At 70.7% G+C, this 21,809-nt stretch carries 20 protein-coding genes and 1 riboswitch; of the genes, 6 read left to right on the forward strand and 14 right to left on the reverse strand.

Annotated features, from left to right (window positions below):
* The first annotated feature begins 3 nt into the window (after nucleotides 1–3).
* The 3 genes from crtI to ACPCXD_RS14805 all read left to right on the forward strand — a co-directional run bounded on the left by crtI (nucleotide 4) and on the right by ACPCXD_RS14805 (nucleotide 4,154).
* Nucleotides 4–1,536 (forward strand): phytoene desaturase family protein, encoded by a 1,533-nt coding sequence (crtI, locus tag ACPCXD_RS14795; RefSeq protein WP_229565045.1) that lies wholly within the window; start codon nucleotides 4–6, stop codon nucleotides 1,534–1,536.
* Between the two features lie 100 nt (nucleotides 1,537–1,636).
* Nucleotides 1,637–3,223 (forward strand): alpha-(1->6)-mannopyranosyltransferase A, encoded by a 1,587-nt coding sequence (locus ACPCXD_RS14800; protein WP_172414879.1) that lies wholly within the window; start codon nucleotides 1,637–1,639, stop codon nucleotides 3,221–3,223.
* Entirely contained in the window at nucleotides 3,216–4,154 is a 939-nt protein-coding gene (locus ACPCXD_RS14805) for a phytoene/squalene synthase family protein (protein ID WP_423660119.1), read from the forward strand. The genes ACPCXD_RS14800 and ACPCXD_RS14805 overlap by 8 nt, the downstream gene beginning before the upstream one ends.
* Before the next feature lie 49 nt (nucleotides 4,155–4,203).
* Here the strand turns inward: ACPCXD_RS14805 and ACPCXD_RS14810 are convergent, their stop codons facing one another.
* Nucleotides 4,204–4,575, reverse strand: a complete 372-nt coding sequence (locus ACPCXD_RS14810) for an Rv2175c family DNA-binding protein (RefSeq protein WP_189637404.1) — start codon at nucleotides 4,573–4,575, stop codon at nucleotides 4,204–4,206.
* 178 nt (nucleotides 4,576–4,753) lie between these two features.
* Here ACPCXD_RS14810 and pknB point away from each other — a divergent pair, with 178 nt between their 5' ends.
* Nucleotides 4,754–6,799 carry a Stk1 family PASTA domain-containing Ser/Thr kinase gene (gene pknB, locus ACPCXD_RS14815; RefSeq protein ID WP_423660121.1) on the forward strand — a complete coding sequence of 682 codons (2,046 nt, stop codon included), beginning with the start codon at nucleotides 4,754–4,756 and terminating at the stop codon, nucleotides 6,797–6,799.
* Nucleotides 6,800–6,893: 94 nt separating this feature from the next.
* Here the strand turns inward: pknB and ACPCXD_RS14820 are convergent, their stop codons facing one another.
* The 12 genes from ACPCXD_RS14820 to ACPCXD_RS14875 all read right to left on the reverse strand — a co-directional run bounded on the left by ACPCXD_RS14820 (nucleotide 6,894) and on the right by ACPCXD_RS14875 (nucleotide 17,941).
* Nucleotides 6,894–8,279, reverse strand: a complete 1,386-nt coding sequence (locus tag ACPCXD_RS14820; RefSeq protein ID WP_016693829.1) for a class II 3-deoxy-7-phosphoheptulonate synthase — start codon at nucleotides 8,277–8,279, stop codon at nucleotides 6,894–6,896.
* Between the two features lie 54 nt (nucleotides 8,280–8,333).
* Nucleotides 8,334–8,825 carry a polyadenylate-specific 3'-exoribonuclease AS gene (locus ACPCXD_RS14825; RefSeq protein ID WP_026061497.1) on the reverse strand — a complete coding sequence of 164 codons (492 nt, stop codon included), beginning with the start codon at nucleotides 8,823–8,825 and terminating at the stop codon, nucleotides 8,334–8,336.
* A 4-nt stretch (nucleotides 8,826–8,829) separates the two neighbouring features.
* Nucleotides 8,830–9,618, reverse strand: a complete 789-nt coding sequence (locus ACPCXD_RS14830) for a lysophospholipid acyltransferase family protein (RefSeq protein WP_088897298.1) — start codon at nucleotides 9,616–9,618, stop codon at nucleotides 8,830–8,832.
* A gap of 161 nt (nucleotides 9,619–9,779) precedes the next feature.
* Nucleotides 9,780–10,757 carry an ROK family glucokinase gene (locus tag ACPCXD_RS14835; protein WP_423660124.1) on the reverse strand — a complete coding sequence of 326 codons (978 nt, stop codon included), beginning with the start codon at nucleotides 10,755–10,757 and terminating at the stop codon, nucleotides 9,780–9,782.
* Nucleotides 10,754–11,170 carry a hypothetical protein gene (locus ACPCXD_RS14840; RefSeq protein WP_016693833.1) on the reverse strand — a complete coding sequence of 139 codons (417 nt, stop codon included), beginning with the start codon at nucleotides 11,168–11,170 and terminating at the stop codon, nucleotides 10,754–10,756. Before ACPCXD_RS14840 ends, ACPCXD_RS14835 begins: the two co-directional genes overlap by 4 nt.
* Nucleotides 11,158–12,366, reverse strand: a complete 1,209-nt coding sequence (locus ACPCXD_RS14845; RefSeq protein ID WP_423660126.1) for an ArsA family ATPase — start codon at nucleotides 12,364–12,366, stop codon at nucleotides 11,158–11,160. The genes ACPCXD_RS14840 and ACPCXD_RS14845 overlap by 13 nt, the downstream gene beginning before the upstream one ends.
* A 23-nt stretch (nucleotides 12,367–12,389) precedes the next feature.
* On the reverse strand, nucleotides 12,390–12,827 hold the full coding sequence (locus ACPCXD_RS14850) for an SRPBCC family protein (protein ID WP_016693835.1): 438 nt from the start codon (nucleotides 12,825–12,827) through the stop codon (nucleotides 12,390–12,392).
* 112 nt (nucleotides 12,828–12,939) lie between these two features.
* On the reverse strand, nucleotides 12,940–13,329 hold the full coding sequence (locus ACPCXD_RS14855) for a polyketide cyclase / dehydrase and lipid transport (RefSeq protein WP_186455103.1): 390 nt from the start codon (nucleotides 13,327–13,329) through the stop codon (nucleotides 12,940–12,942).
* A 39-nt stretch (nucleotides 13,330–13,368) separates the two neighbouring features.
* A complete protein-coding gene (locus ACPCXD_RS14860; protein WP_088897274.1) occupies nucleotides 13,369–14,538 on the reverse strand; it encodes a glycosyltransferase family 4 protein in 1,170 nt (389 codons plus the stop codon).
* An 85-nt stretch (nucleotides 14,539–14,623) separates the two neighbouring features.
* On the reverse strand, nucleotides 14,624–15,964 hold the full coding sequence (locus tag ACPCXD_RS14865; RefSeq protein ID WP_423660129.1) for a hypothetical protein: 1,341 nt from the start codon (nucleotides 15,962–15,964) through the stop codon (nucleotides 14,624–14,626).
* 76 nt (nucleotides 15,965–16,040) lie between these two features.
* Nucleotides 16,041–17,084, reverse strand: a complete 1,044-nt coding sequence (locus ACPCXD_RS14870; protein ID WP_016693839.1) for a C40 family peptidase — start codon at nucleotides 17,082–17,084, stop codon at nucleotides 16,041–16,043.
* Between the two features lie 275 nt (nucleotides 17,085–17,359).
* Nucleotides 17,360–17,941, reverse strand: a complete 582-nt coding sequence (locus ACPCXD_RS14875; protein ID WP_059380920.1) for a C40 family peptidase — start codon at nucleotides 17,939–17,941, stop codon at nucleotides 17,360–17,362.
* A 15-nt stretch (nucleotides 17,942–17,956) separates the two neighbouring features.
* Nucleotides 17,957–18,122, reverse strand: a riboswitch (cyclic di-AMP (ydaO/yuaA leader).
* A 450-nt stretch (nucleotides 18,123–18,572) separates the two neighbouring features.
* Here ACPCXD_RS14875 and ACPCXD_RS14880 point away from each other — a divergent pair.
* Nucleotides 18,573–20,321, forward strand: coding sequence for a DEDD exonuclease domain-containing protein (locus ACPCXD_RS14880; protein WP_160875732.1), 1,749 nt, complete (start codon nucleotides 18,573–18,575; stop codon nucleotides 20,319–20,321).
* 32 nt (nucleotides 20,322–20,353) lie between these two features.
* Nucleotides 20,354–20,629 carry an Lrp/AsnC family transcriptional regulator gene (locus ACPCXD_RS14885; protein WP_016693842.1) on the forward strand — a complete coding sequence of 92 codons (276 nt, stop codon included), beginning with the start codon at nucleotides 20,354–20,356 and terminating at the stop codon, nucleotides 20,627–20,629.
* Between the two features lie 79 nt (nucleotides 20,630–20,708).
* On the opposite strand, the gene trpD is transcribed toward ACPCXD_RS14885, so the two are convergent.
* Complete coding sequence (trpD, locus tag ACPCXD_RS14890; protein WP_016693843.1) at nucleotides 20,709–21,788, reverse strand: anthranilate phosphoribosyltransferase; 1,080 nt, start codon at nucleotides 21,786–21,788, stop codon at nucleotides 20,709–20,711.
* Nucleotides 21,789–21,809 lie beyond the last annotated feature (21 nt).

Consider the following 21,809-nt stretch of genomic DNA (forward strand, 5'->3'; position numbering starts at 1 on the left):
ACGGTGCGGACGGTTCCCGGCGCCGACCGGGTCGTCGTGGTCGGTGCCGGTCTCGCCGGTCTGTCGGCGGCCCTGTACCTGCGCGGTGCCGGTAGGGACGTGACGGTGCTCGAACGCGCCGACGACGTCGGTGGCCGGGTCGGCAGCTATCGAGGCCCGGGCTACGAGATCGACAACGGAGCCACCGTGCTGACGATGCCCGAGCTGATCGACGACGCGCTCGCCGCGGTCGGCGCCGACCGGAACTCCGTCCGGCCGGCCCTGCGCACCCGGCGACTGTCCCCCGCCTATCACGCACGGTTCGCCGACGGCACCTCGATCGACGTGCACTCCGATCCCGACGCCATGGTCGCGGAGATCTCGCGGGTGTGCGGACCGGAGGAGGCACGCCGCTATCTGCGGTTGCGCGCGTGGCTCGCCGACATCTTCGACGCCGAGTTCGACCGCTTCATGGACGCGAGTTTCGACTCGCCGCTCGACCTGGTCTCGTCCCCGGCGGCGCTGCGCGACCTGGCGCGTCTGCTCCGGCTGGGTGGGTTCGGCAGGCTCGGCGCTCAGGTGAACCGCAGGATCACCGACCCGCGCCTGCGCCGCGTCTTCACGTTCCAGGCGCTGTACGCGGGGGTTGCTCCGGCGCGGGCCCTCGCCGTCTACGGGGCGATCGCGCACATGGACACCTCGCTGGGCGTGTACGCGGTGGACGGCGGTATGCGGTCCGTCGCCCGCGCGATGGCCGCGGCGTTCGTCGAGGCCGGTGGACGGCTCGAACTCGGGCGGGAGGTGACCTCGCTCGATCTGTCCGGCGGACGGGTCGACGGTGTCCGCACCCGCGACGGTGAGCGTTTCCCGTGCGACGCGGCCGTTCTGACCCCCGACACCCCGGTGGTCGACGGGTTGCTGCCCCGCCGACGGCGCCGCCGCACGCTGGCCGCACCGTCGGCCGTGGTGCTGCACGGGTCGATCCCCACCGGGGTGACCCGCGGCTGGGCGGCGCAACACCACCACGTGATCGACTTCGGTGGCGAGTGGGACCGCACCTTCGCGGAGATCACCCGCAGCCGCGGACGCGGCCGGCCGATGTCGGATCCGTCGCTGCTCATCACGCGACCGGCCCTGTCCGATCCCGGCCTGCGGTTCACCCGTGAGGGGGTCGAACACGAACCGTTGTCGGTGCTGGCGCCGTGCCCGAACCTCGACAGCGCTCCGCTCGCCTGGGCCGAGCTCGCGGTGCCCTACCGCAACGAGCTGCTCGACGTCCTCGCCCGCCGCGGATACGGCGGGATCACGGACGGTTTCCGCGTCGACCACATCGACACGCCCGCCACCTGGCACGCTCGTGGCATGCAGGCGGGCAGCCCGTTCTCGAGCGCCCACGTCTTCCGGCAGACGGGACCGTTCCGGCGTCGCAACCTCGATCCGGCCGTTCCCGGCGTGGTGCTCGCGGGGTCGGCGACGGTGCCGGGCGTCGGTGTCCCCACCGTGCTGTTGTCCGGAAGGCTCGCCGCCGAACGTCTCGGTGTTCCGCGAAGGCGGTGACACCGGGCGCACCGTGCTCCGCGTCTCCACTAAACTGTCCTCGTTCGCCAGCTATCTGCGCGCCGCGCATCCACACGTCCACGGGGGAGGAACCGTACCGATGTCGTCCCCTGCCTCGCCCGACGCCGAGCCGCAGACCTCGACCGCGCCGGAGGGGACGGTGGCGCCGACGGGTGAGCGTCCGAAGCAGGCATTCCTGAGGAGTCCCGCCGGCCACGCCGCGTTGCTCGGCGCGTGGGGCGCGGTACTCATGACCTTCGGCAGTTTCGGGTCGGGCAGTGTCCGCCGCGTCGACCCGCTGCTCGAGGACATCTACCTGTCGTGGTTGCGCTTCGGCCACGGCCAGCTACTCTCGCGGATCATCCTGTGGGTCGGTGTGCTCGTCATGATCGCGGCGTGGGTGCGCGTCGGCCGGGCGACCCTCGCCGGCCACGTCACGGTGCGCGATCTGTGGACGGTGCTGCCCGCATGGACCGCTCCTCTGCTGGTCGCGACCCCGATGTTCAGCCGCGACGCCTACTCCTACCTCGCGCAGGGCGCACTGCTGCGCGGCGGCTTCGATCCGTACGAGGTGGGCCCGGTCGTCAATCCGGGCGTCCTGCTCGACAACGTCAGCAACGTGTGGACGACGACCACCACGCCGTACGGGCCCGTCCACCTCCTGCTCGGTGCGGGCATCACGTCCATCACCGACGACAACGTGGTGACGGGCACCTGGTTGTGGCGCCTGACCATGCTTCCCGGCCTGGCGCTCATGGCGTGGGCCGTGCCGAAACTCGCCCGTCGCATGGGTGGGAATCCCGCGATCGCCCTGTGGCTCGCGGTCCTGAACCCGCTCGTGCTGATCCACCTCGTCGGCGGTGTGCACAACGAACTGCTGATGGTCGGTCTCATGATCGCCGGCATCGTGCTCGTGCTCGAGGGCCGGCACATCAGTGGCATCGCCCTGGTCTCGCTCGGCGCCGCGATCAAGGCCACCGCAGGATTGGCGCTGCCCTTCCTGGTGTGGGTGTGGATGATCCACGAACGCGATCGTGCGCGCGCCGAGGGACGCGAGCCGGCAGCGCCCGTCCGACTGTTCGCCAAGGCCGCCGGTCTGGGACTGGTCGTCTTCGCCGCGGTCTTCGGCGGCACCTCGCTGCTCGCCGGTGTGGGCATCGGGTGGCTCACCGCCCTGTCCGGCTCGTCGAAGATCATCAACTGGCTGTCGCTACCGACGATGATGGCGCACGCCGTCACCTGGGTCACCCCGTGGCGGCTCGGATCGGTCCTCGACATCACGCGCATGCTCTGCGCGATCGCGCTGGTGGTGATCCTCGTGTGGGCGTGGTGGCGTTTCCGCCGCACCGAACGCGACGCGATCTTCGGGATCGTGGTGGCACTGACCGCGGTGACCCTGCTCTCGCCCGCCGCGCTGCCCTGGTACTACTCCTGGCCGCTCGCCGTCGCCGCCGCCTTCGCGATGTCCCCCCGGGTGCTCATGGTGCTCGTCGCGTTGTCGACCTGGCTGATGCTGATCTTCAACCCCGACGGGTCGATCGGGATGTACAACATCGCGCACGTCGCACTCGCGGTGTTCGCCTCGATCGTCGCGGCCCGGTCGCTGGTCACCTACGACCCGCTGCGTCTGCGGTTGCGGCCACGAGCGGCATCGCCCGCCGGCGCTGCCCGGGACGACCGTGCCTGACCGCCCCACCGGGATCGCGGCCGACGATCTCACCCGGGCCTACGCCTACTGCGCCGAGCTCACCGCCGAACACGGACGCACCTACAACCTCGCGACCCGGTTGCTGCCGGCGCCGCGACGACACGCCGTGCACGCGCTCTACGGCTTCGCCAGACACGTCGACGACATCGTCGACGTCACCGCCGTGGACGACCCCGAGGCCGCGATCCGCGGTGTCGACGACGCGCACACCCGCCTGCACGTCGCACTCGCGGGTGATCCCGGCCCACTCGACGACACGGGTCTCGTGGTCCGCGCGCTCGCCGACACGATCCGGCAGTACCGCATCCCGATCGAGTACTTCGACGCCTTCATCCGCTCCATGCGCATGGACGTGCCCGGCACACCCGAGTTCCGGCCCCACTACCGGACCATGGAGGAACTGCGCGAGTACATGTACGGCTCGGCGGCGGTGATCGGTCTCGAACTGCTGCCGATCCTCGACGTCGACGATCCGGCCGCCCCGCCGGCCGCAGCCGCGCTCGGGGAGGCGTTCCAGCTCACCAACTTCATCCGCGACGTGGGCGAAGATCTCGAACGCGGACGCGTCTACATCCCGCTCGACCTGTGGTCGGCGTTCGGGGTCGACATCGACCTGCTGCAGGAGTGCCGGCGCACCGGCGCGGTGGATCCGAGGGTCCGGCGGGCGCTCGCCCACGCGGTCGCGCTGACCCGCGCCGAGTATCGCAGGGCCGAACCCGGACTGGTGGTCCTCCCCGACCGGATCCGGCCCGGTATCCGCGCGGCCTTCACGCTCTACGGACGGATCCTCGACGAGGTCGAACGCAGCGGGTTCCGGGTGCTCGACCGGCGCGCGACGGTTCCGCGCCGCACGCGTGCCGCGGTCATGCTCACCGAGTACGTCGCCGGCTCACTGCTCCGGCAGCGGTAACGGCGCCCCGGAGACTCAGAAGGCGCGGAGACTCAGAAGGCCCGGAGACTCAGAAGGCGAGCGCCTGCGCCCGACGCATGACCTCGCGCGCGGACTGCGTGTGCATCGCGGCCACGGGGCATCCACCGGGAAGGGAATCGTCCTCGGTGAAGAGCCACCGCAGGATCTCGTCGTCCTCGTAACCGCCGTCGTGCAGCACCGCGATCAGGCCGGGAAGACCCTTGAGAACGTCCCCCTCGTCGTCGAGGAATGCCTCGGGCACGACCGGCACGCGGTCGCGCTTGAACGCCAGCAGCTGCCGGTCGCGCACCATCTGCTGCACGCGGGAGGTGGCGACGCCGAGGCTCTTGGCCACGTCGACGAGCTGCACCACGGGGACGGAGCGGTCGAGAACGTCGTCGCAGTAAGGGATTGCACTCACCCCACCACGTTATCGCTGCGGCCTCGCGGGCAGCTACGCGGCTACCGTCCACGGGAGCTGGCTACGATCGACGGGGACGAAATCGCTCCGCCGACGCGGAGCCGGAGCTTCGTCACGTCGATACCTCGAAGGCCCGGGTACCGGCGTCCCACCATCACGAGACACGGGGGTACACCGGGTGACCGCTGGAGGCGACCGACTGGTCGGCGTCGTGCTCGACCGGCGTTATCGCATCGAATCGCAGATCGCGCGGGGCGGCATGTCGACCGTCTATCGCGGCACCGACCTGCGTCTCGACCGCCCCGTCGCCGTGAAGATCATGGATCCGCAGTTCGCGGCCGATCCCCAGTTCCTGGCACGGTTCGAGTTCGAGGCCAGGTCCGTCGCACGACTGACGCATCCCGGGCTCGTCGCGGTCTACGACCAGGGCCAGGACGGCGATCACGTCTTCCTCGTGATGGAGCTCGTCGAGGGCGGCACCCTGCGCGAACTGCTGCGCGAACGCGGGCCGATGCCGCCGCACGCCGCAGCTGCCGTGGCCGCGCCGGTCCTCGGAGCCCTCGCGGTCGCCCACCGGGCGGGTCTCGTGCACCGCGACATCAAGCCCGAGAACATCCTCATCTCCGGCAATGGTGAGGTGAAGATCGCCGACTTCGGGCTCGTCCGGGCGGTCGCCGCCGCGACCACCACCTCGCGCAGCGTGATTCTCGGCACCGCGGCGTACCTGTCCCCGGAGCAGGTGACCGTCGGCAGCGCCGACGCGCGCAGCGACGTCTACTCCGCCGGTGTGCTCGTCTACGAGATGCTCACCGGCCGCACCCCCTTCACCGGCGACACGTCCCTGTCGGTGGCATACCAGCGCGTGGAGAAGGACGTGCCGGATCCGAGTTCGGCCATCGACGGGGTCCCGCCCGAACTGGACACCTTCGTCCGCCGGGCCACCGAACGCGAACCGTCGGAACGCTACGCCGACGCGCAGGTGATGGCCGACGCGCTCGGCGAGATCTGCGACACGCTCGATCTCCCCCGCTACCGGGTTCCGGCTCCGAGACGATCCGCGGTGCGGACGCCTCCCGTGGTGGACTCCGACGCCGCGGCACCGACCCGCACCGTCGACGGCGCCGCTGCCGGGCACGCCGATCCTGCTCCGGCGACGACGGTCCTTCCCGGCTCCGCCGCCGCGAACTCGCACGCGCCGACGACCGTGCAGACCGCCGTGCCGGTTACGCCCGACCCGGATGCACCGGCCACACGTCCGCATCCGACCAGGGTCGCGACCCGCACCCATCCGCGTCCCGACACCGAACCGGTGGCACCCCGGCCCGACTACGCCGCCGACCGTCGCCGTCAACGCCGGTTCGCCGCAGGCTGGATCGCCGCGATCATCGTGCTCGCGTTGTTCATGGGGATCGCCGGGTGGTGGCTCGGCGCCGGCCGCCTCACCGACGTCCCGACCGTCCTGGGACTCGACCGGGCGGCGGCCGTGTCCGCGATCGAGACGGCCGGGTTGTCCAGCGAGATCCGGGGCGAGTACTCCGACGACGTTCCCGTCGACACCGTCCTGGGCACCGACCCCACCGCGGGCTCACGTGTCCCCGACGGCGACACGATCGCGTTGCTCGTGTCGCTCGGCAGGCCCACCGTCCCGTCCATTCCCGGCGCCGGCGAGAGGTCCGTCGTCGAGGACGAACTGCGGAGCCGCACCTTCGAACCGGTCGAGGGCGGCACCGCGTTCAGCACCACGGTGCCCGAGGGTGGAGTGGCCGCGCTCGACCCCGCCCCCGGAACCGTCCTGCCCGTAGGCGCGGAGGTCGCGCTCGTGATCAGCAAGGGATCACCCCCGGTGACCCTGCCCGACCTCACCGGACGCCCGGTCGACGAGGCGCGTCGCATCCTCGACGAAGCGGGACTGACCGTCGGCGAGATCCGTGAGGTCTTCGACGCCGACGTCGACGAGGGACGGGTCGTCGGCACCGACCCGGAGGAGGGCGAAGACGTTGGTGCCGGCGGAACCGTCACCCTCCTTGTATCCAATGCAGTGAAGGTGCCGTCGATGTTGGGACGCTCGGTGGGCTCGGCCCGCGACGAGCTCACCCGCCTCGGATTCGAGGTCGAGGTGCGGCAGCTCGGCGACTCCGACCGCTCGGTCGTGATCGGCCAGAATCCCGGGGCGGGCCGGAGAGCAGAACAGGGCAGCACGGTCACGCTGACCGCACTGCCCTGATCCGACCGCCTTTCCCCTACCCGCGGGGCATCTCCGCTGTCATCAACCGCGGAGCATCTCCCCTGTGGTCAACCGCGGAGCATCTCCCCTGTGATCAACCGCGGAGCATCTCCGCCACGAGGAACGCGAGTTCGATCGACTGCTGCGTGTTCAGCCGCGGATCGCACGCCGTCTCGTAGCGACCGTGCAGGTCGAGATCCGAGATGTCCTGCGCACCGCCGAGGCACTCGGTGACGTCCTCGCCGGTGAGCTCGACGTGGATGCCACCGGGATGCGTGCCGAGCGCGCGATGCACCTCGAAGAAGCCCTGCACCTCGTCGACGATGCGGTCGAAGTGACGGGTCTTGTAGCCGGTGGACGCCTCGTGGGTGTTGCCGTGCATCGGGTCGCACTGCCAGATCACCTTGTGACCGGAGGCCTCGACCCGCTCGATGATGCCGGGCAGCAGGTCGCGGACCTTCGAATGACCCATCCGGGAGATCAGGGTCAGCCGGCCCGGCGTGTTGTGCGGATCCAGGCGCTCGACGTACTCGACGGCCATCTCCGGGGTGGTCGACGGACCGATCTTCAGACCGATCGGGTTCGACAGCAGCTCCGCGAACGCGATGTGCGCACCGTCGAGCTGACGGGTGCGGTCGCCGATCCACAGGAAGTGGGCCGACAGGTCGTACAGGCGCGGCTTGTCGCCCGAGTTGTCGAGGCGCAGCATCGCGCGCTCGTAGTCGAGGACGAGAGCCTCGTGGCTGGCGTAGATCGTCGCCGCGCGCAGGTTCGGGTCGACGACACCGCAGGCGTCCATGAACCGCAGGCCGCGGTCGATCTCGGAGGCGAGCGCCTCGTACCGGGCACCGGCGGGCGAGGCCGAGACGAACGCCCGGTTCCAGTCGTGCACGCGATGCAGGTCGGCCTCACCGGCGGCGGTGACGGCACGCACGAGGTTCATCGCGGCGCTCGCGTTCGCGTAGGCGCGCACGAGGCGCGACGGATCGTGCCTGCGCACCTCGGCATCGGCGACCAGCGAGTTGACCATGTCGCCGCGGTAGGACGGCAGACCGAGCGCGTCGGTGTCGGACGAACGCGGTTTGGCGTACTGGCCGGCGATCCGCGCGACCTTCACGACCGGCGTCGACGCACCGTAGGTCAGCACCACCGCCATCTGCAGCAACGTGCGGATGTTGCCCTTGATGTGCGGCTCGGTGTTGTCCGCGAACGTCTCGGCGCAGTCGCCACCCTGGAGGAGGAAGGCCTCACCGCGAGCGACGGCGGCGAGCTGGGTCTGCAGCTCCTCGACCTCGCGGGGCACGGTGATGGGGGGCACGCTCTCGAGCACGGTGCGCATCGCCGCGGCCTGTTCCTCGGGCCAGCTGGGCTGCTGCAGCGCCGGCTTTGCGAGCGCCGCGTCGAGGTCGGCACGCAGCTCCTCGGGCAACGGGGGAAGTTCGGGCAAGCGGTCGATCGGCACGTCGACAGTCCAGTTCACCCGTCCAGGATATGGCGTGACGGCCGAAAGCGGCGCAGCACCCCGTTACCCGCGTCACCGCGATCGGCGAGCAGCCTCGATCGCCTCGAACTTCGCGAGGTTGTGACGGGCGTCGGCGAGCGCGTCGTGGTTGTCGTCCGGCGCCGGGGGCAGGGGCGGGGAGCCCGAGTCCTCCCAGTACTGCCGGAGCTCACGGGTGAAGCGGGGCAGGACGTCCGGGAGTTCGGGCATGGTCCCCCAGAGCTGAACGAGCACGACGTGGTCGTAGGCCCCGATCCACGCCCACAGTTCGGGCCGGATGCCCGGTCGGGGCACGAGGAACTTCAGCAGGTCGTCGCGGATCCTCGATCGCGACTTCCAGGCGGGGTGCGCCGGGGGCGGGAGCTTCGGGAGGACGTTGCGACGCACCCAGGCACCGGCCCGGGTCGGGTCGAACTCGGTCGACACCGCGTAGAACTCGCGGCCGTCCTCGCAGGCGACACCGATCGAGACGAGTTCGATCGTGCGTCCGTCCTCGATGAACTCGCAGTCGTAGAAGTAGCGCACCTGCTCACCCGGCACGCGTGTCGGGAACACGGTCCGCGACGGAACCGTCCTGCGGCGCAGTCGCGGCACTGCCGTTCGTCGACGCGTCCGTGTTCCCGGCCGTGCCCGACTCGTCCGCCGAGCTCTTGTTCTTGAGGGAGGCGGCGTAGATGTCGACGTACTCCTGGCCCGACAACTGCATGAGCGAATACATGACCTCATCGGTGACGGTGCGCTCGACGAAGCGGTTGCCGCCCATGCCCTCGAACCGGGAGAAGTCGATGGGCTCGCCGATCCGCACGGTGATCTTCGCCGGTCGCCACATCTTCGACCCGATCGGGTTCATCCGGTCGGTGCCGATCATGGCGACGGGGATCACCGGGACGCCGGTCTCCAGCGCCAGTCGCGCCAGGCCGGTCTTGCCCTTGTAGAGACGGCCGTCGGGCGAGCGGGTGCCCTCGGGGTAGATGCCGAGCAGCTTGCCCTGGCCGAGCACCCGAACCCCGGCGTTGAGCGCGTCCTGCGCGGCGTCGGCGCCGGTGCGGTCGATGGGGACCTGCCCGACCGAGGAGAAGAACCAGCGCTGGAAGGCGCCCTTGAGTCCGGTACCGGTGAAGTACTCGCTCTTGGCCAGGAAGGTGATCCGCCGGCGCACGAGGAGGGGAAGGTAGAACGAATCGAGGACGGCCCGGTGGTTACTGGCCAGGATCGCCGGTCCGTGGGCCGGAATGTTCTCGCCGCCTTCGAACTTCGGACGTCCTATGAGCCACAGCAGCGGTCCCAGGAGGACGTACTTGAACAGCCAGTACCACATGGCATCCTTCCCGAATCCGATCATCCCCCACGCGGATCGGTGCAGCACCGCCCGCCGGTCGACTCTACGACGACGCGACTACCACTCGCACATCGCCTCAGTGCCCGACCCCACCCTTTCACCGTCGACGTGACGATAATCTCACCTACAGCGAATCTCACCTACAGCGGCGGTCGTGAGGTTTCGATCGCGGATCGGGCGAGATCGGCGGCACCGATGAGCCCGGCGGCGTCGCCGAGCTGCGCGACCCGGACGCGCGCGAGGGGACGATGGCCGGAGCCGGTGGTCACGGCCGCGTAGTGCTCGCGCGCGGCGTCGAGGAACAGCGGCGCGGAACCGGAGACCCCTCCCCCGATGACGACGAGCTCGGGGTCGTAGACGTCGGCGACGAGCGCCAGTCCGAGCCCGAGCCTGCGGGCGAAATCGTCGAAGGCCGCGAGCGCGACGGGGTCGCCGTCGTGGGCCGCGCCGGCGATCCGCCGGCCGGTGAGCGATCCGGGATCCGAGGCGATCTCGCCCGCGAGAACGGACCGCCCGGGTTCGGCCGCGAGCATCTCAACGGTCGTGTCCACGAGACCCGTTCCGCTGCAATACCTTTCCCAACACCCCTGCTTGCCGCACGGGCAGGGTCGACCGTCGGGCACGACCTGCAGGTGACCGAGTTCGGGCGCCACACCGTAGGCACCGCGATAGATCCTGCCGTCGAGCAGCAGCGCGGCGCCGATGCCCGTTCCGAGCGCGACCATCACCGCGATCGTGCTACCCGCGGCGGCGCCGAAGCGGTACTCGGCCCAGGCGGCTGCGTTGGCGTCGTGCTCGAGGACGACCGGCAGTCCGAAACGGTCGGTGAGAGTCTCGGCGAGCGGCGTGTCGCGCCAGGGCAGGTGCGGCGCGAACCGCACGGTGGTGCGGTCCTCGGTGAGGAAACCCGCGACCCCCAGCCCGACCGCCGCGATGTCGTTGCGGTCGCGCAGATGCTCGACGAGCCGGTGCAGCGCGTTTTCGAGGGCGACCGCGGAGGACGGCGTCTGCGTGCGCACACTGTCGATGACGTCGCCGTCCCGGTCGACGGCCGAGGCCCGGATGCTCGTGCCCCCGATGTCGATCCCGACGGTGAGGCGGGGATCGTGCGTGTTCACGTGCGGAGGTTGACGGAGATCGGCTCGAAGGCCGGACGATCCCGCGTCGGCGGATCGGGTGTCGGTTCGGGCGGGACGCCGCCGGTCGAGGGCAGGAACTGTGCGAGGAACTCCCGCAGGAGCGCGATCAACGCCGCCAGTTTCGACGCCAGCCTGCTGACCAGTTCGTGGTTCTCGCCGCGAACGAGGGCTGCGGCGGCGCAGAGCGGGCACCACGCGCATCCGCTCGGGGACGTCGCGGTATCACCCGGCGCCGCCGAACCGGTCGCGGCATCGGGGGCGGGATGCGGAGCTGCTTCGCCGGTCGCAGCGACGAACTGCTGCACCGTGCCCTCGACACGGTCGAGCACGGCGTCGGCGAGCAGCAACAACTCGGAGATCAGGGCTTCGTGATCGTCCCTCACAGCGGCCACACCGCCGGATCCGGTACGAATCGCACCACCAGATCGGTTCCGTCGAACTCGGCGTCGGAGACGGTGCACCGGCGCAGCCCCGACGCGAGTCGCACCCGGCGGCGCATGCCGTCGGCGCCGACGACGAGATCGTCGCCGATCCGCCCGAGTGTCAGGGACGCGGGGTCGGCGAGCGGCAGGTACATGCGCATCGCGTACACCGACCCCACCCCCGTTCCCGATTCGTGCTGCACCCGGACCGGCTCGTCGGTCTCCGACGAGGGAACGGGCGCGTCGCGGCGGAGCGCCGTGGCGAGCTCCTCCAGAGCTACCAACCCTACCGGCTCCGCGGCACGGCGCTCGCACACGATCACGGGGACGTCGGTGACGGTCGCCCCGATCTCGGCGACGATCGCCTCGTGCGCGGCCCGCTGGTCGGCGAGCAGCCGCGCGGCCGCACCCGAACCGCCGATCGCAGGGACGACGCCGTTGACGACGACCGCGTCGACACGGAGACCGGACAGGGCGAGCCACGACCGCACCCGAACGAGCTCGGCACGACCGGCGCGGTCGGGCGTCGCCACGATCACCGCGGCGCTGCGTCCGCGATCGTCGAGCAGGTCGCGTACCGCGGCGATCCCCGACAGCAACCGATCGAACAGGGCGACGAAGACACCCGTGCGGGGGTCCGGACCGGTGGCCGCCGCCACCCGGCTGTGCTGGGGCCAGATCCGTTCGAGGGAGTCGGCGACGGTACGCGGCGCGGTGAGGGTGCGCAGGGCGTCGCCGGAGGCCGGGGCGTCGACGACGACGAGAGCCCACCTCCCGCTGTCCGCGAGTCGCGCGACCTCCGCGAGCACCAGCAGTTCCTCGACGCCGGGAAGTCCGGTCAGTTCGTCGGGCTCGGGCAGGTCGAACCGATCGGCGTGCTCGTGCGTCCCGGCGAGCGCCGCCATCGACGCGAGGACCGCGTAGCGCGAGCGGAGCAGCTGCAACGAGTCGATCTCGACCATGTCGAGGTTGTCCTCGACGGTGCGGATGTCCGTCGCGCCGGCGTCCCGGTTCGTGGCCGGAGGCAGGTCGAGCACGTCGCCGAGGGAGTGCGCCCGGTCGATGGACACGACTAGCACGGGCTCTCCCGCACGGGCGGTCGCGAGCGCCTCGGCCGCGGCCAGGGTCGTCTTCCCGGCGCCGCCCTTGCCGAGGAACCATCGCACGCGGGCCGGGGCGTGCCGGACGTTCAGCCCTCCACCTGCTTCTTGAGTTCCTTCAGCGCGGTGTCGGTGATGACCTTCTCCGCCTTGCGCTTGAACAGACCGATCATCGGGATCGTGAGATCCACGGTGAGCTGGTAGTCGACGACCGTGGTGCCGTCGGGGGTCTCGGTCAGCACGTACGAGCCGGACTGGGCCTTCTGGATCTCACCGCTCTCGAGTTCCCAGCTCACGGCACGGTTGTCGGACGCCCACTTGTACCGCAGGACGTAGGTGTCCTTGACGATGCCGGCGTCGAGGACGAAGCGCACGCGCTCGGCCCGGCCGTCGGGACGATGCTCCACGACCTCCACGGTCTTCGCCGCCGACACCCACGTCGGATAGGCATCGAAATCTGCGATGACCTCCATGACACGCTCGGCCGGCGCGTCGATGGTGATCGACCTCTTCGTCTTCTCGGCCATGTGGTGACGGCTCCCTTTCTCGGTCCCTCGGGTGTACACCGATCAGTCCCGCCCCGAGGGTCTATCACACACGTGGGAACAACGGTATCGGGACGACGCTCCTTCGGTGGCTTCAGTGTCGCGGCGGCTCACCGGCCGGACGACCGGCCTCGAGACGCTGCTTGACCTCGAAGGTCATCACCTTCCCCTGGACCCGACGCGTGCGGTTCATTCCCGCGAGGTCGAGACCCGCGACGCGCTCGGGCGCGACACCCACCGGCTCGCAGTGCAGGAAGTAGTGGATCACCGCGCCGTCGAGGACCGGCTCGATCCACACCTCCATCGTCCCTTCGAGCGGACCCGACACCGCCCACCGGATGCCCTTCTCGGCCCGGTCCTCCCGCACGGTCAGTGCGAGATCGGGCCACCACGCACGCCACCGATCGAGGGCCGCGACCTCCTCGGCGATGCGCTCCGGGGGCGCCGCTACGAAGGTCTGATCCGCCACCTGAATGCTGCTCACGCAGGACAGCTTCACATATCGTCCCGGCGGCCCGTCCGGTCACCCCGCCGACGGCGCCACGGTCTCGTTCGGGGGCGCCGAGGCGTCGAGGTAACCGCGCAATCTGGCGCCCAGGACGTCCCATCTCCAATCGGTGGAGACCCACTCACGACCGGCTGCCCCCATCGTGGCGGCCCGATCGGGATCGGCCAGGACACCGGACACCGCGGTCGCCACGGCCGTGACGGAGGTGCCGTCGACGACGTAGCCGGTGCGCCCGTCGCGCACCGTCTCCGGGGCACCGCCCGACCGGCCGGCCACGACGGGCACGCCGGTCGCGGACGCCTCGAGGTACACGATGCCCAGGCCCTCGACGTCGAGACCGCCGCCGCGGGTCCGGCACGGCATCGCGAACACGTCGGCGATGGTGTGGTGCGCGGCGAGCTCGGCCGACGGCACGGTACCGGTGAACACGACGTGCTCCTCGACATCCGTGCGGCGGGCGAGCTCCCGCAGGCGCGACTCGTACGGTCCGCCGCCGACGATCACGAGGACGGCACCGTCGATCCGCTTCCGGATCGCGGGCAGCGCGCGGATGAGCACGTCCTGCCCCTTGCGCGGCACGAGGCGCGACAGGCACAGCACCGTCGGCCGGTCGCCGAGGCCGTAGCGTGCCCGCAGTTCGGCGCGCGCCGCCGGATCGGGCCGGAAGACGTCGGTGTCCACCCCGGACGGCAGATGTTCGAGACCTGCTTCGGGGCCGAAGGCGGAGGCGAACCGCCCCCTCGTGTAGCGACTGACGTAGGTGACGGTGTCGGTGTGCTCGCCGATCTGCCGCAGCGCCTGCCGGGCGGCGGGCAGCATCGACCATCCCACCTCGTGGCCGTGCGTGCTGGCGACGATGCGACGGGCGCCGGCGCGGCGCAGCACGGGGGCCAGCAGCGCCAGCGGCGCGGCCGCTCCGAACCAGACGGTGTCGCAGTCGTGTTCGGTGAGCAGCCGCGTGGCCCGTCGCGCGACGTCGGGGGTCGGCAGCATCAGGGTGGTGGGATGACGGACGACCTCGAAGGGGACCCGCGCGTCGAACTTCACGTGGCTGTCGCCGCGCCACCGCGGCGCGTAGACGACCAGGTCGTCGGACGGAAGCTGGTTCGCGAAGGCGTGCAGATAGGACTGGATGCCCCCGGGTCGGGGCGGGAAATCGTTCGTCACCAGCAGGGTCCGCGACATGGGACCACCGTAGAAGCAGCGCGACGGGAAGGCGTCGACGGGTCCCGGGCGGTGGCGGCGGTCGCAGGTTCCGGACGGTGCCCCGTCAGCGGATGTCGCGGATGCGCTCCCCGAGCCAGCGACCCCAGCCGTCCACGAACTCGGCGGTGTCGACGCCGAGCAGGTCGACGAGCACGTCGTCGAGCCGCTCGTCGGTGACGGGACCCGCGGCGAGGGCGCGGTACAGGGAGACGAGGCTGTCGTGTCCGAACTCGTCCGCGGTGTACGCGGCGATCGACCACGAGCTCTCGTAGGCGAGCGCCGACCGGTCGCCGGTGAAGTCGCCATCGGCGGGCAGCGACGTCGGTGCACCCGACGCCCGCATCTGCCGGGTCAGCGTCGGCGCGATCCGCTGCACGTCGACCGGCCCTGTGCCGAGACCCTCCGCGGTCGTGCGGTGGCCGACGTAGTCGGCGAAGCCCTCGAGGACCCACATCGGTGAGCCGTCCACCGTGCCGGCCCGCGCGGCGACGTGCACCGTCTCGTGCGCGAGCACGATCCGTCGGGAGGTGTCGTCGAGCCGCTCGCTCGCAGCCGGATTGAAGACGATGCGCTGACCGGTGGCGATCCCGCGCTCGTGGTCGACATCGTCGGAAACCGCGACGGCCGCGATGTCGTCGCCGTCGTGCCGCGGACCGACGAGGTGCGAGAACTCCTCGCGTGAGGACGTCACGACCACCAGTGCGCGTCGCGGCCAGGAATCGCCCCACAGGTCGTCGACGGCCTCGACCACCGACGGCAGGTCCTCGGCCAGGTCGTCCACGAAGGCGGCGTTGTCCGGGTGTCCGATCACGAGTGAGCGACCACCCTCGGTCTGCGCGGTCGCGAGATGCAGGCGGCCGTGGTCCCACGGCCCTCGCCAGGTCACGGTCTGTGCCCCCGCGAGGTCGGGTGCGTCGTCGGCGATCCGCCAGCCCTGCGGCCGGTGGACGAACAGCACGGTGACCGGTCGCCGGGTGGGTACGTCGTCGACACCGTCCACGGCGTACCGCAGATGGACGCGGTGCGCCCGTACCTCGTCGGCTGCGAACCGGGCGACCGTCCCGGGCGGCAGGGGCAGCGCGGGTTCGGAGGTGAGTTCGTAACCGAGATCGGCGAGGGGGACGGCGGAGATCGCCGCGATCCGCTCCCGCTCGGCGTCGAGGAATTCCGGGGACGCGTCGTCGATCAGCTCCGCGAGGGATCCGTCGTCGCCGGTCCGGACGGCGTGCGCCCAGTCGTCGAGCACGACCTGCAGTTCGGCCCGTACCCGGCTGTCGGCGTCGTCGGTGTCCACGGGGTCGACGGCCAGCAGCAGTCCTGCCGTGACCAGGGCGACCACGAGTCCGGCCAGGCCGAGACGTTCCCACTCGCGGGTACCGGCGGTGAAGGACGATCGCGCGGGCACCGCGTCAGTCTAGGTCGGTGTCCGAGGGTGGTCCCGTACGCCCTCGCCCACCGGCGGCGATCCCGCCTCTACCCGGTCAGTACCGCCGGGCGCTGTGGAACGGGAAGCGATCGATCGACTGGACCTTCACCGGCACGCCGAAGGTCGAGGCGTGCACCATGTTGCCATCGCCGACGTACATGCCGACGTGGGAGGCGTCGTCGTAGAAGATCACGAGGTCGCCGGGCTGCAGATTGTCGCGGGAGACGGGGATGCCGCCCTGCGCCTGGGCCTGACTCGACCGGGGCAGCGACTTGCCGACCTGCTGGTACGCCCACACCATCAGACCGGAGCAGTCGAACTGGTCGGGGCCGGTAGCGCCCCACACGTACGGCGAGCCGATGCGCGACAGCGCGGCGCGGAGCGCGGCGCCGTTGCTGCCGGGGACGAGGTGCTGGAGGATCTTCTCGGCGTCGAGGCCCGGAGGGAAGGGAGTGCCGGCGAGTTCGGCCTTCTCGGCGTCGCTCAGCGCCTCGAAGGCGTTCAGGACCCCTTCGATCTGCTCCTCGAGTTCGGCCTGTCGCCGCTGGAGTTCGTCGCGGAGGGTCTGGGCCTGCTCGGCGGCGGCACGTGCCTCGTCGGCGGCGTGCTGTGCGGCCACGGCCGCCTCGGCCGCAGCGGCGGTGGCCGCCCGGAAGCCTTCGACCTCACGCGAGGTCTGTTCACCCAGGACGTCGAGCAGGACCATCTGGTCGAGCATCTGCTGGGGCGAGTCGCTCACCATCACGGCGAACAACCGGTTGGTGCGCGCACCGCGGTAGTTGGCCCGCGCGAGCTTGTCGACGGTGGGCTTGAAGCGGGCGATCTCGGCGCGAGCGGCGCCGAGGGCCTCGTCGGCCTGGCCTGCACGCACCTCGGCCTCGTGCTGCGCCGCGACCTTCGCTTCGAGATCCGCACCGGCGGCGTGCAGTGCCTCGGTGGCCTGTTCGCTGCGACGCGACAGATCCGCGAGGTGCTCCAGGCGTGCGGCCGGACTCTCACCTGCGGGTTGCGCCGTGGCCGGCGCCAGAGTGAAACCGAGGACCATCATCACGAGGGCGACGACGAGCGCCGGACGGCCGGTCCGTCGCCTGTCCTGCACTCGTACGAGGTGTTTCGTCCTGTCGGAAACCACGTGGGCTCGCATCCTTTCCCAAAGGTCTCGATCAGGTTACGGAATTGCATAGGTTTGTGTCTACCTGCGAGTAGCCCTCCCGCGCCACGGCCGTTTGTGCAAGCAGTTCCTGCACCGGGAAGGACGGGCAGACACACGAGGAGGGTGGGTCCGGTACGTACCGGACCCACCCTCCTCGCGAAGTGCGTCGGCGCTGGAGCGGGGGGAGCTTCGGCCGATCAGAAGCGACGTGCGCCGACCGATCAGAAGCGACGGGCGCCGTCGACAGGCATCGAGTTCAGCGGTGCGATCTTGACCGGCTGGCTCGAGGTGGACGCGTGCACGATGTTGCCGCCGCCGATGTAGATGCCGGTGTGGCTGCCGCCGTAGAAGGACACGACGTCACCGGGCTGCAGAGCCGCGACGTCGACCGGAGCACCGGCGGAGGCCTGCTCGTAGCTGGTGCGCGGGACGCTCAGACCGGCCTGCTTGTAGGCCCACTGCACGAGACCCGAGCAGTCGAAGGAGCTCGGGCCGGCAGCGCCGTAGACGTAGGGGGCACCGATCTTCGACTGTGCGGCGTCGGCAGCGCGCTGGCCGACGGAGCTGAAGGGGGCGGTGAAGGAACCGGCCTGGGGCGCGGGGGCGGCCTCGGGGGCCGGCGGAACGATGTTGGCGATCTCCGGCGGCACGGTCACACCGGCCGGGAGGTCGAACGTTCCGACACCGGGAATGTTGATCGGCTCGGCCATCGCCGGGCCGGCCGAGACGGTGACTGCTCCGAGAGCAATGGCACCGGCGACGAGTGCGCGCCGGACGGTGCGCTTGCTGTTGTTCGAAACCACGAGGGGACGTTCTCCGTTTCTTCCGTTCACCCGCCGACCGAGTTAGCTGACGGGTTCGGGCCGGAAGATCAGCCCTACCCCTCCCCGCGAGCGGCGGAGGGGATTCACCCCGAGTACTACGTGTGGGTCCCCGGCTCGCCGCTCCCGAGGACGGGGAGAAGCGATTAGGCGGTAACCGTGCGGCTCCGACCCGGGGGTGGGGCGGAAAACTCTCCGCTCGGTCTCGAAAAGATTACGAAACGGCATCGGTGAAGTCGACCGCCTCGCCGTGCGAGCCGACCGTTTCGGCCCGCTCCTGGGGGAATGCCGTCGCGGAGCAACGGTCCGATAACGGCGCGGTAACGGCCCCTGTTCGGCACACCTCTACCCGAGGGAGGTCCGGCGCCCGTTTCACCCGAGTCCTTTCCGGAAGAACCAGGTCAGAACGTCCGGACCCACCGGCTGTTCACGAGGCGAGGCGCCCGATTCGCCGGTTTGTCGTGCTCGGAGGCCGATCGGTCTGTTTTCCGGCCTTCGTCTACCCCCTATCGGGCCGAGAAAAGCGCGATGTGATCCTCGTCTCCACCCCCTCCGGCGGCCGCTCCGAAGCCCGCTCGGCGGTGTGTCGGTGACGCTTCCTAGGCTCTGCCGCATGACCTCGCCGCAACCATCCGCCCTCGGCGTGCAACTCGGTTTCGACGAGCTCGACACTCCCCTGCGCGAGACCACCTTCGTCGTCGTCGACCTCGAGACGACGGGAGGGAAGGCTGCCGAGGACGCCATCACCGAGATCGGCGCGGTGAAGATCCGCGGGGGCGAGGTGCTCGGCGAGTTCGCGACCCTCGTCGATCCGGGACGACCCATTCCCCCGTACATCGTGCAGCTCACCGGCATCACCACTGCGATGGTCTATGCGGCGCCCAAGATCGAGGAGGTGCTGCCCGCCTTCCTGGAATTCGCGTCCGGAGCGGTGCTCGTCGCACACAACGCCGGATTCGATGTCGGCTTCCTCAAGGCCGCCACCGCGAAGTGCGAACTCGCGTGGCCCCGCTTCCAGGTGCTGTGCACCGTCAAGCTGGCCCGCCGCGTCCTCGGACGCGACGAAGCGCCGTCGGTGAAGCTGTCCGCATTGGCCGAACTGTTCCGGGTCTCCACCGTGCCCACCCACCGCGCCCTGGACGACGCGCGCGCCACCGTGGACGTCCTGCACGCCCTCATCGAGCGGGTCGGCAACCAGGGCGTCCACAGCCTCACCGAACTGCGCGACTACATGCCGGTGGTCACCGCCGAGCAGAGGGCCAAACGCGCGCTCGCCGCGCATCTGCCGCGCAGACCGGGCGTCTACATGTTCCGGGGACCGTCCGACGAGGTGCTGTACGTCGGCACGGCGGTCGATCTGCACCGGCGTGTCCGTACCTATTTCACCGGCTCCGAGACACGACCGCGGTTGCGCGAGATGGTCGCGCTCACCACGCGCATCGATCACGTCGAATGCGCCCACGGGCTCGAGGCAGGTGTCCGCGAACTCCGCTTGATCGCGGCCCACACACCTCCTTACAACCGCAGATCGAAGTATCCGATGCGCGGTTGGTGGATCATCCTCACCGATGAGGCGTTCCCGCGCCTGGCCGTGAGCCGCACCCCCGGACCCGACTCGGTCGGCCCGTTCTCGGTGCGCGCCGACGCCGCGGACGTCGCGGCACTGCTCGCGGAGATGTGCGGTCTGCGCACATGCACGCGCAGGATCGGCCGTACGGCCCGCCACGGCGACCGCTGCCCGCCTGTCGCCGTCGGGGGCTGTGCCGCCGCCTCCTTCGGGGTCCAGGACGCTTCCGCCTATGCGGCCCAGGTCGAGCGTGCGCGCGCAGTCGTCCGCGGGACCGCCGACGATGCCGTCGAGACGGCGCAGGAGCGCCTCGATGCCCTCGTACGCGACCAACTGTTCGAGAACGCCGCCCGCCTGCGCGACCGCCTCGCCGCCGCTCTCGTCGCACTGCGGCGCACGCAACGCCTCGCGGCACTGGCGGCTGTCGACGAACTCGTCGCCGCGCGACCGCGGGCCGAGGGCGGGTGGGAGTTCGCCGTCGTCCGCGCCGGTCGTCTCGCGTCCGCCGGAGTGGCACCGCGCGGTGTGCGCCCGATGCCCGTCGTCGAGGCGATCGTCGCCGCGGCCGAGACGGTGCGGCCGTCACCCGGCCCGCTCCGCGGCGCGTCCCCGGAGGAGATCGGTCTGGTGGCGCGATGGCTCGACGGCGAGGGCATCCGCATCGTCCGGGCCAGCGACGGCTGGTGCGAACCGACGCGGGGTGCGGGCCGGTGGAGCGCGTGGGCCGAGCTCGCACGCGACGCCCGTGCTGTCCGCAGGCTCCTCTCCGCCGACGAGCCGCACCGCTTAGGCTGATGCAATCCCCGAGGAAGGTTGAAGGAGACCCCATGATCAACGCGATCGTCCTGATCGATGCCGAGGCGAACCGTATCCCCGAGACCGCGCAAGCGGTGGCCGACCTCGACGGCGTCGACACGGTGTACTCCTGCGCGGGCGACGTCGACCTCGTGGCCGTCGTCCGGGTCCGCGATCACGAGAAGATCGCCGACGTCGTCACCCGGGGCATCAACAAGATCGACGGCGTGACGAAGACCGTCACCCACATCGCGTTCCAGTCGTACTCGAGCGCCGACGTCGAGGCCGGCTTCTCGATCGGGAACTGACACCGGCAGCATCACCGACGACCGACGGGCCCGCACCTGTGCAGTGCGGGCCCGTTCGTGTGTCCTTACTGTTCTCCGGTCACTTCTGTCCGGAACCGGCACCCAGCCGCGTGGTGACCTCGGCCCACCGCTCCAGGACGGCCGTGGCCCGGCCGCTGTCGATCGCCTCCGCCGCCGTCCCGAGTCCGGCCGCGAGGGCATCCTCGAGCACGCCGTCGACGCCTCGGAAGGCTGCGATCGCCCCGGCAGCGTTGAGGAGCACGGCGTCGCGCACCGGTCCCTTCTCCCCTGCCAGGACGGCCCTCGCGACCGCCGCGTTCTCCGTGGCGTCGCCCCCGCGGAGCGCCTCGAGCGGAACCCGTTCGATACCCAGGTCGCGCGGATCGAGCGTCACGACCCGAACCTCGCCACCGTGGACGATGTGCACGCTCGAGGTCGTGGAGGTGGTCAGTTCGTCGAGACCGTCGTCGCCGCGCACGACGAGCGCCGAGTTGCCGCGCTGCGCGAGCACGCCCGCGACGGTCGGGACGAGCGGTTCGAAGGCGCATCCGATCAGGCCGGCGCTCGGACGGGCCGGATTGGTGAGCGGGCCGAGGACGTTGAAGACCGTCGGGATACCGATCTGCTTGCGCGGTGCGGCCGCGAAGCGCAGTGCCGGGTGGTAGACCGGCGCGAAACAGAATCCGATCCCTGCCTCGGCGACCGAGTGGGCCACCTCGTCGGGCCCGAGGTCGATGTGCACCCCGAGCGCTTCGAGCACGTCGGCGCCGCCGCTCTTGGACGAGGCGGCGCGGTTGCCGTGCTTGACCACGCGGATACCGGCTGCAGCGACGACCAGCGAGGCCATCGTGGAGATGTTGACGGTGTTCGCCCGATCGCCACCGGTGCCCACGACGTCGACGACATCACCGTCGACCGGGACCAGCCGGGCGTAGTCGAGCATCGTGTCGGCGAGTGCCCGCACCTCCTCGGGTGTCTCGCCCTTCATCTTCAGAGCGACACCGAAGGCCGCGATCTGGGCGGGGGTGGCGTTGTCGGAGAAGATCTCGCTCATCGCCCATCGCGCCTCGGCGGCGGACAGGTCCTGCCCGGCGGTGAGTACCCCCAGGACGGAGGGCCAGTTCTGCGTCACCTCGTCCGCGTCTCGCGTCGCGTTCATCGCACCTGCCCTCGCCGCATC

Source organism: Rhodococcus sp. AB351, from assembly GCF_049538275.1.
Taxonomy (GTDB): Bacteria; Actinomycetota; Actinomycetes; order Mycobacteriales; family Mycobacteriaceae; genus Rhodococcus.

Bases quoted from the DNA above. Each gene is read 5' to 3' on its own strand.
- ACPCXD_RS14800 (WP_172414879.1), top strand. From the start codon at position 1,637: ATGTCGTCCCCTGCCTCGCCCGACGCCGAGCCGCAGACCTCGACCGCG.
- ACPCXD_RS14830 (WP_088897298.1), bottom strand. From the start codon at position 9,618: ATGTGGTACTGGCTGTTCAAGTACGTCCTCCTGGGACCGCTGCTGTGG.
- ACPCXD_RS14850 (WP_016693835.1), bottom strand. From the start codon at position 12,827: ATGGCCGAGAAGACGAAGAGGTCGATCACCATCGACGCGCCGGCCGAG.
- ACPCXD_RS14860 (WP_088897274.1), bottom strand. From the start codon at position 14,538: ATGTCGCGGACCCTGCTGGTGACGAACGATTTCCCGCCCCGACCCGGG.
- ACPCXD_RS14880 (WP_160875732.1), top strand. From the start codon at position 18,573: ATGACCTCGCCGCAACCATCCGCCCTCGGCGTGCAACTCGGTTTCGAC.
- ACPCXD_RS14885 (WP_016693842.1), top strand. From the start codon at position 20,354: ATGATCAACGCGATCGTCCTGATCGATGCCGAGGCGAACCGTATCCCC.
- trpD (WP_016693843.1), bottom strand. From the start codon at position 21,788: ATGAACGCGACGCGAGACGCGGACGAGGTGACGCAGAACTGGCCCTCC.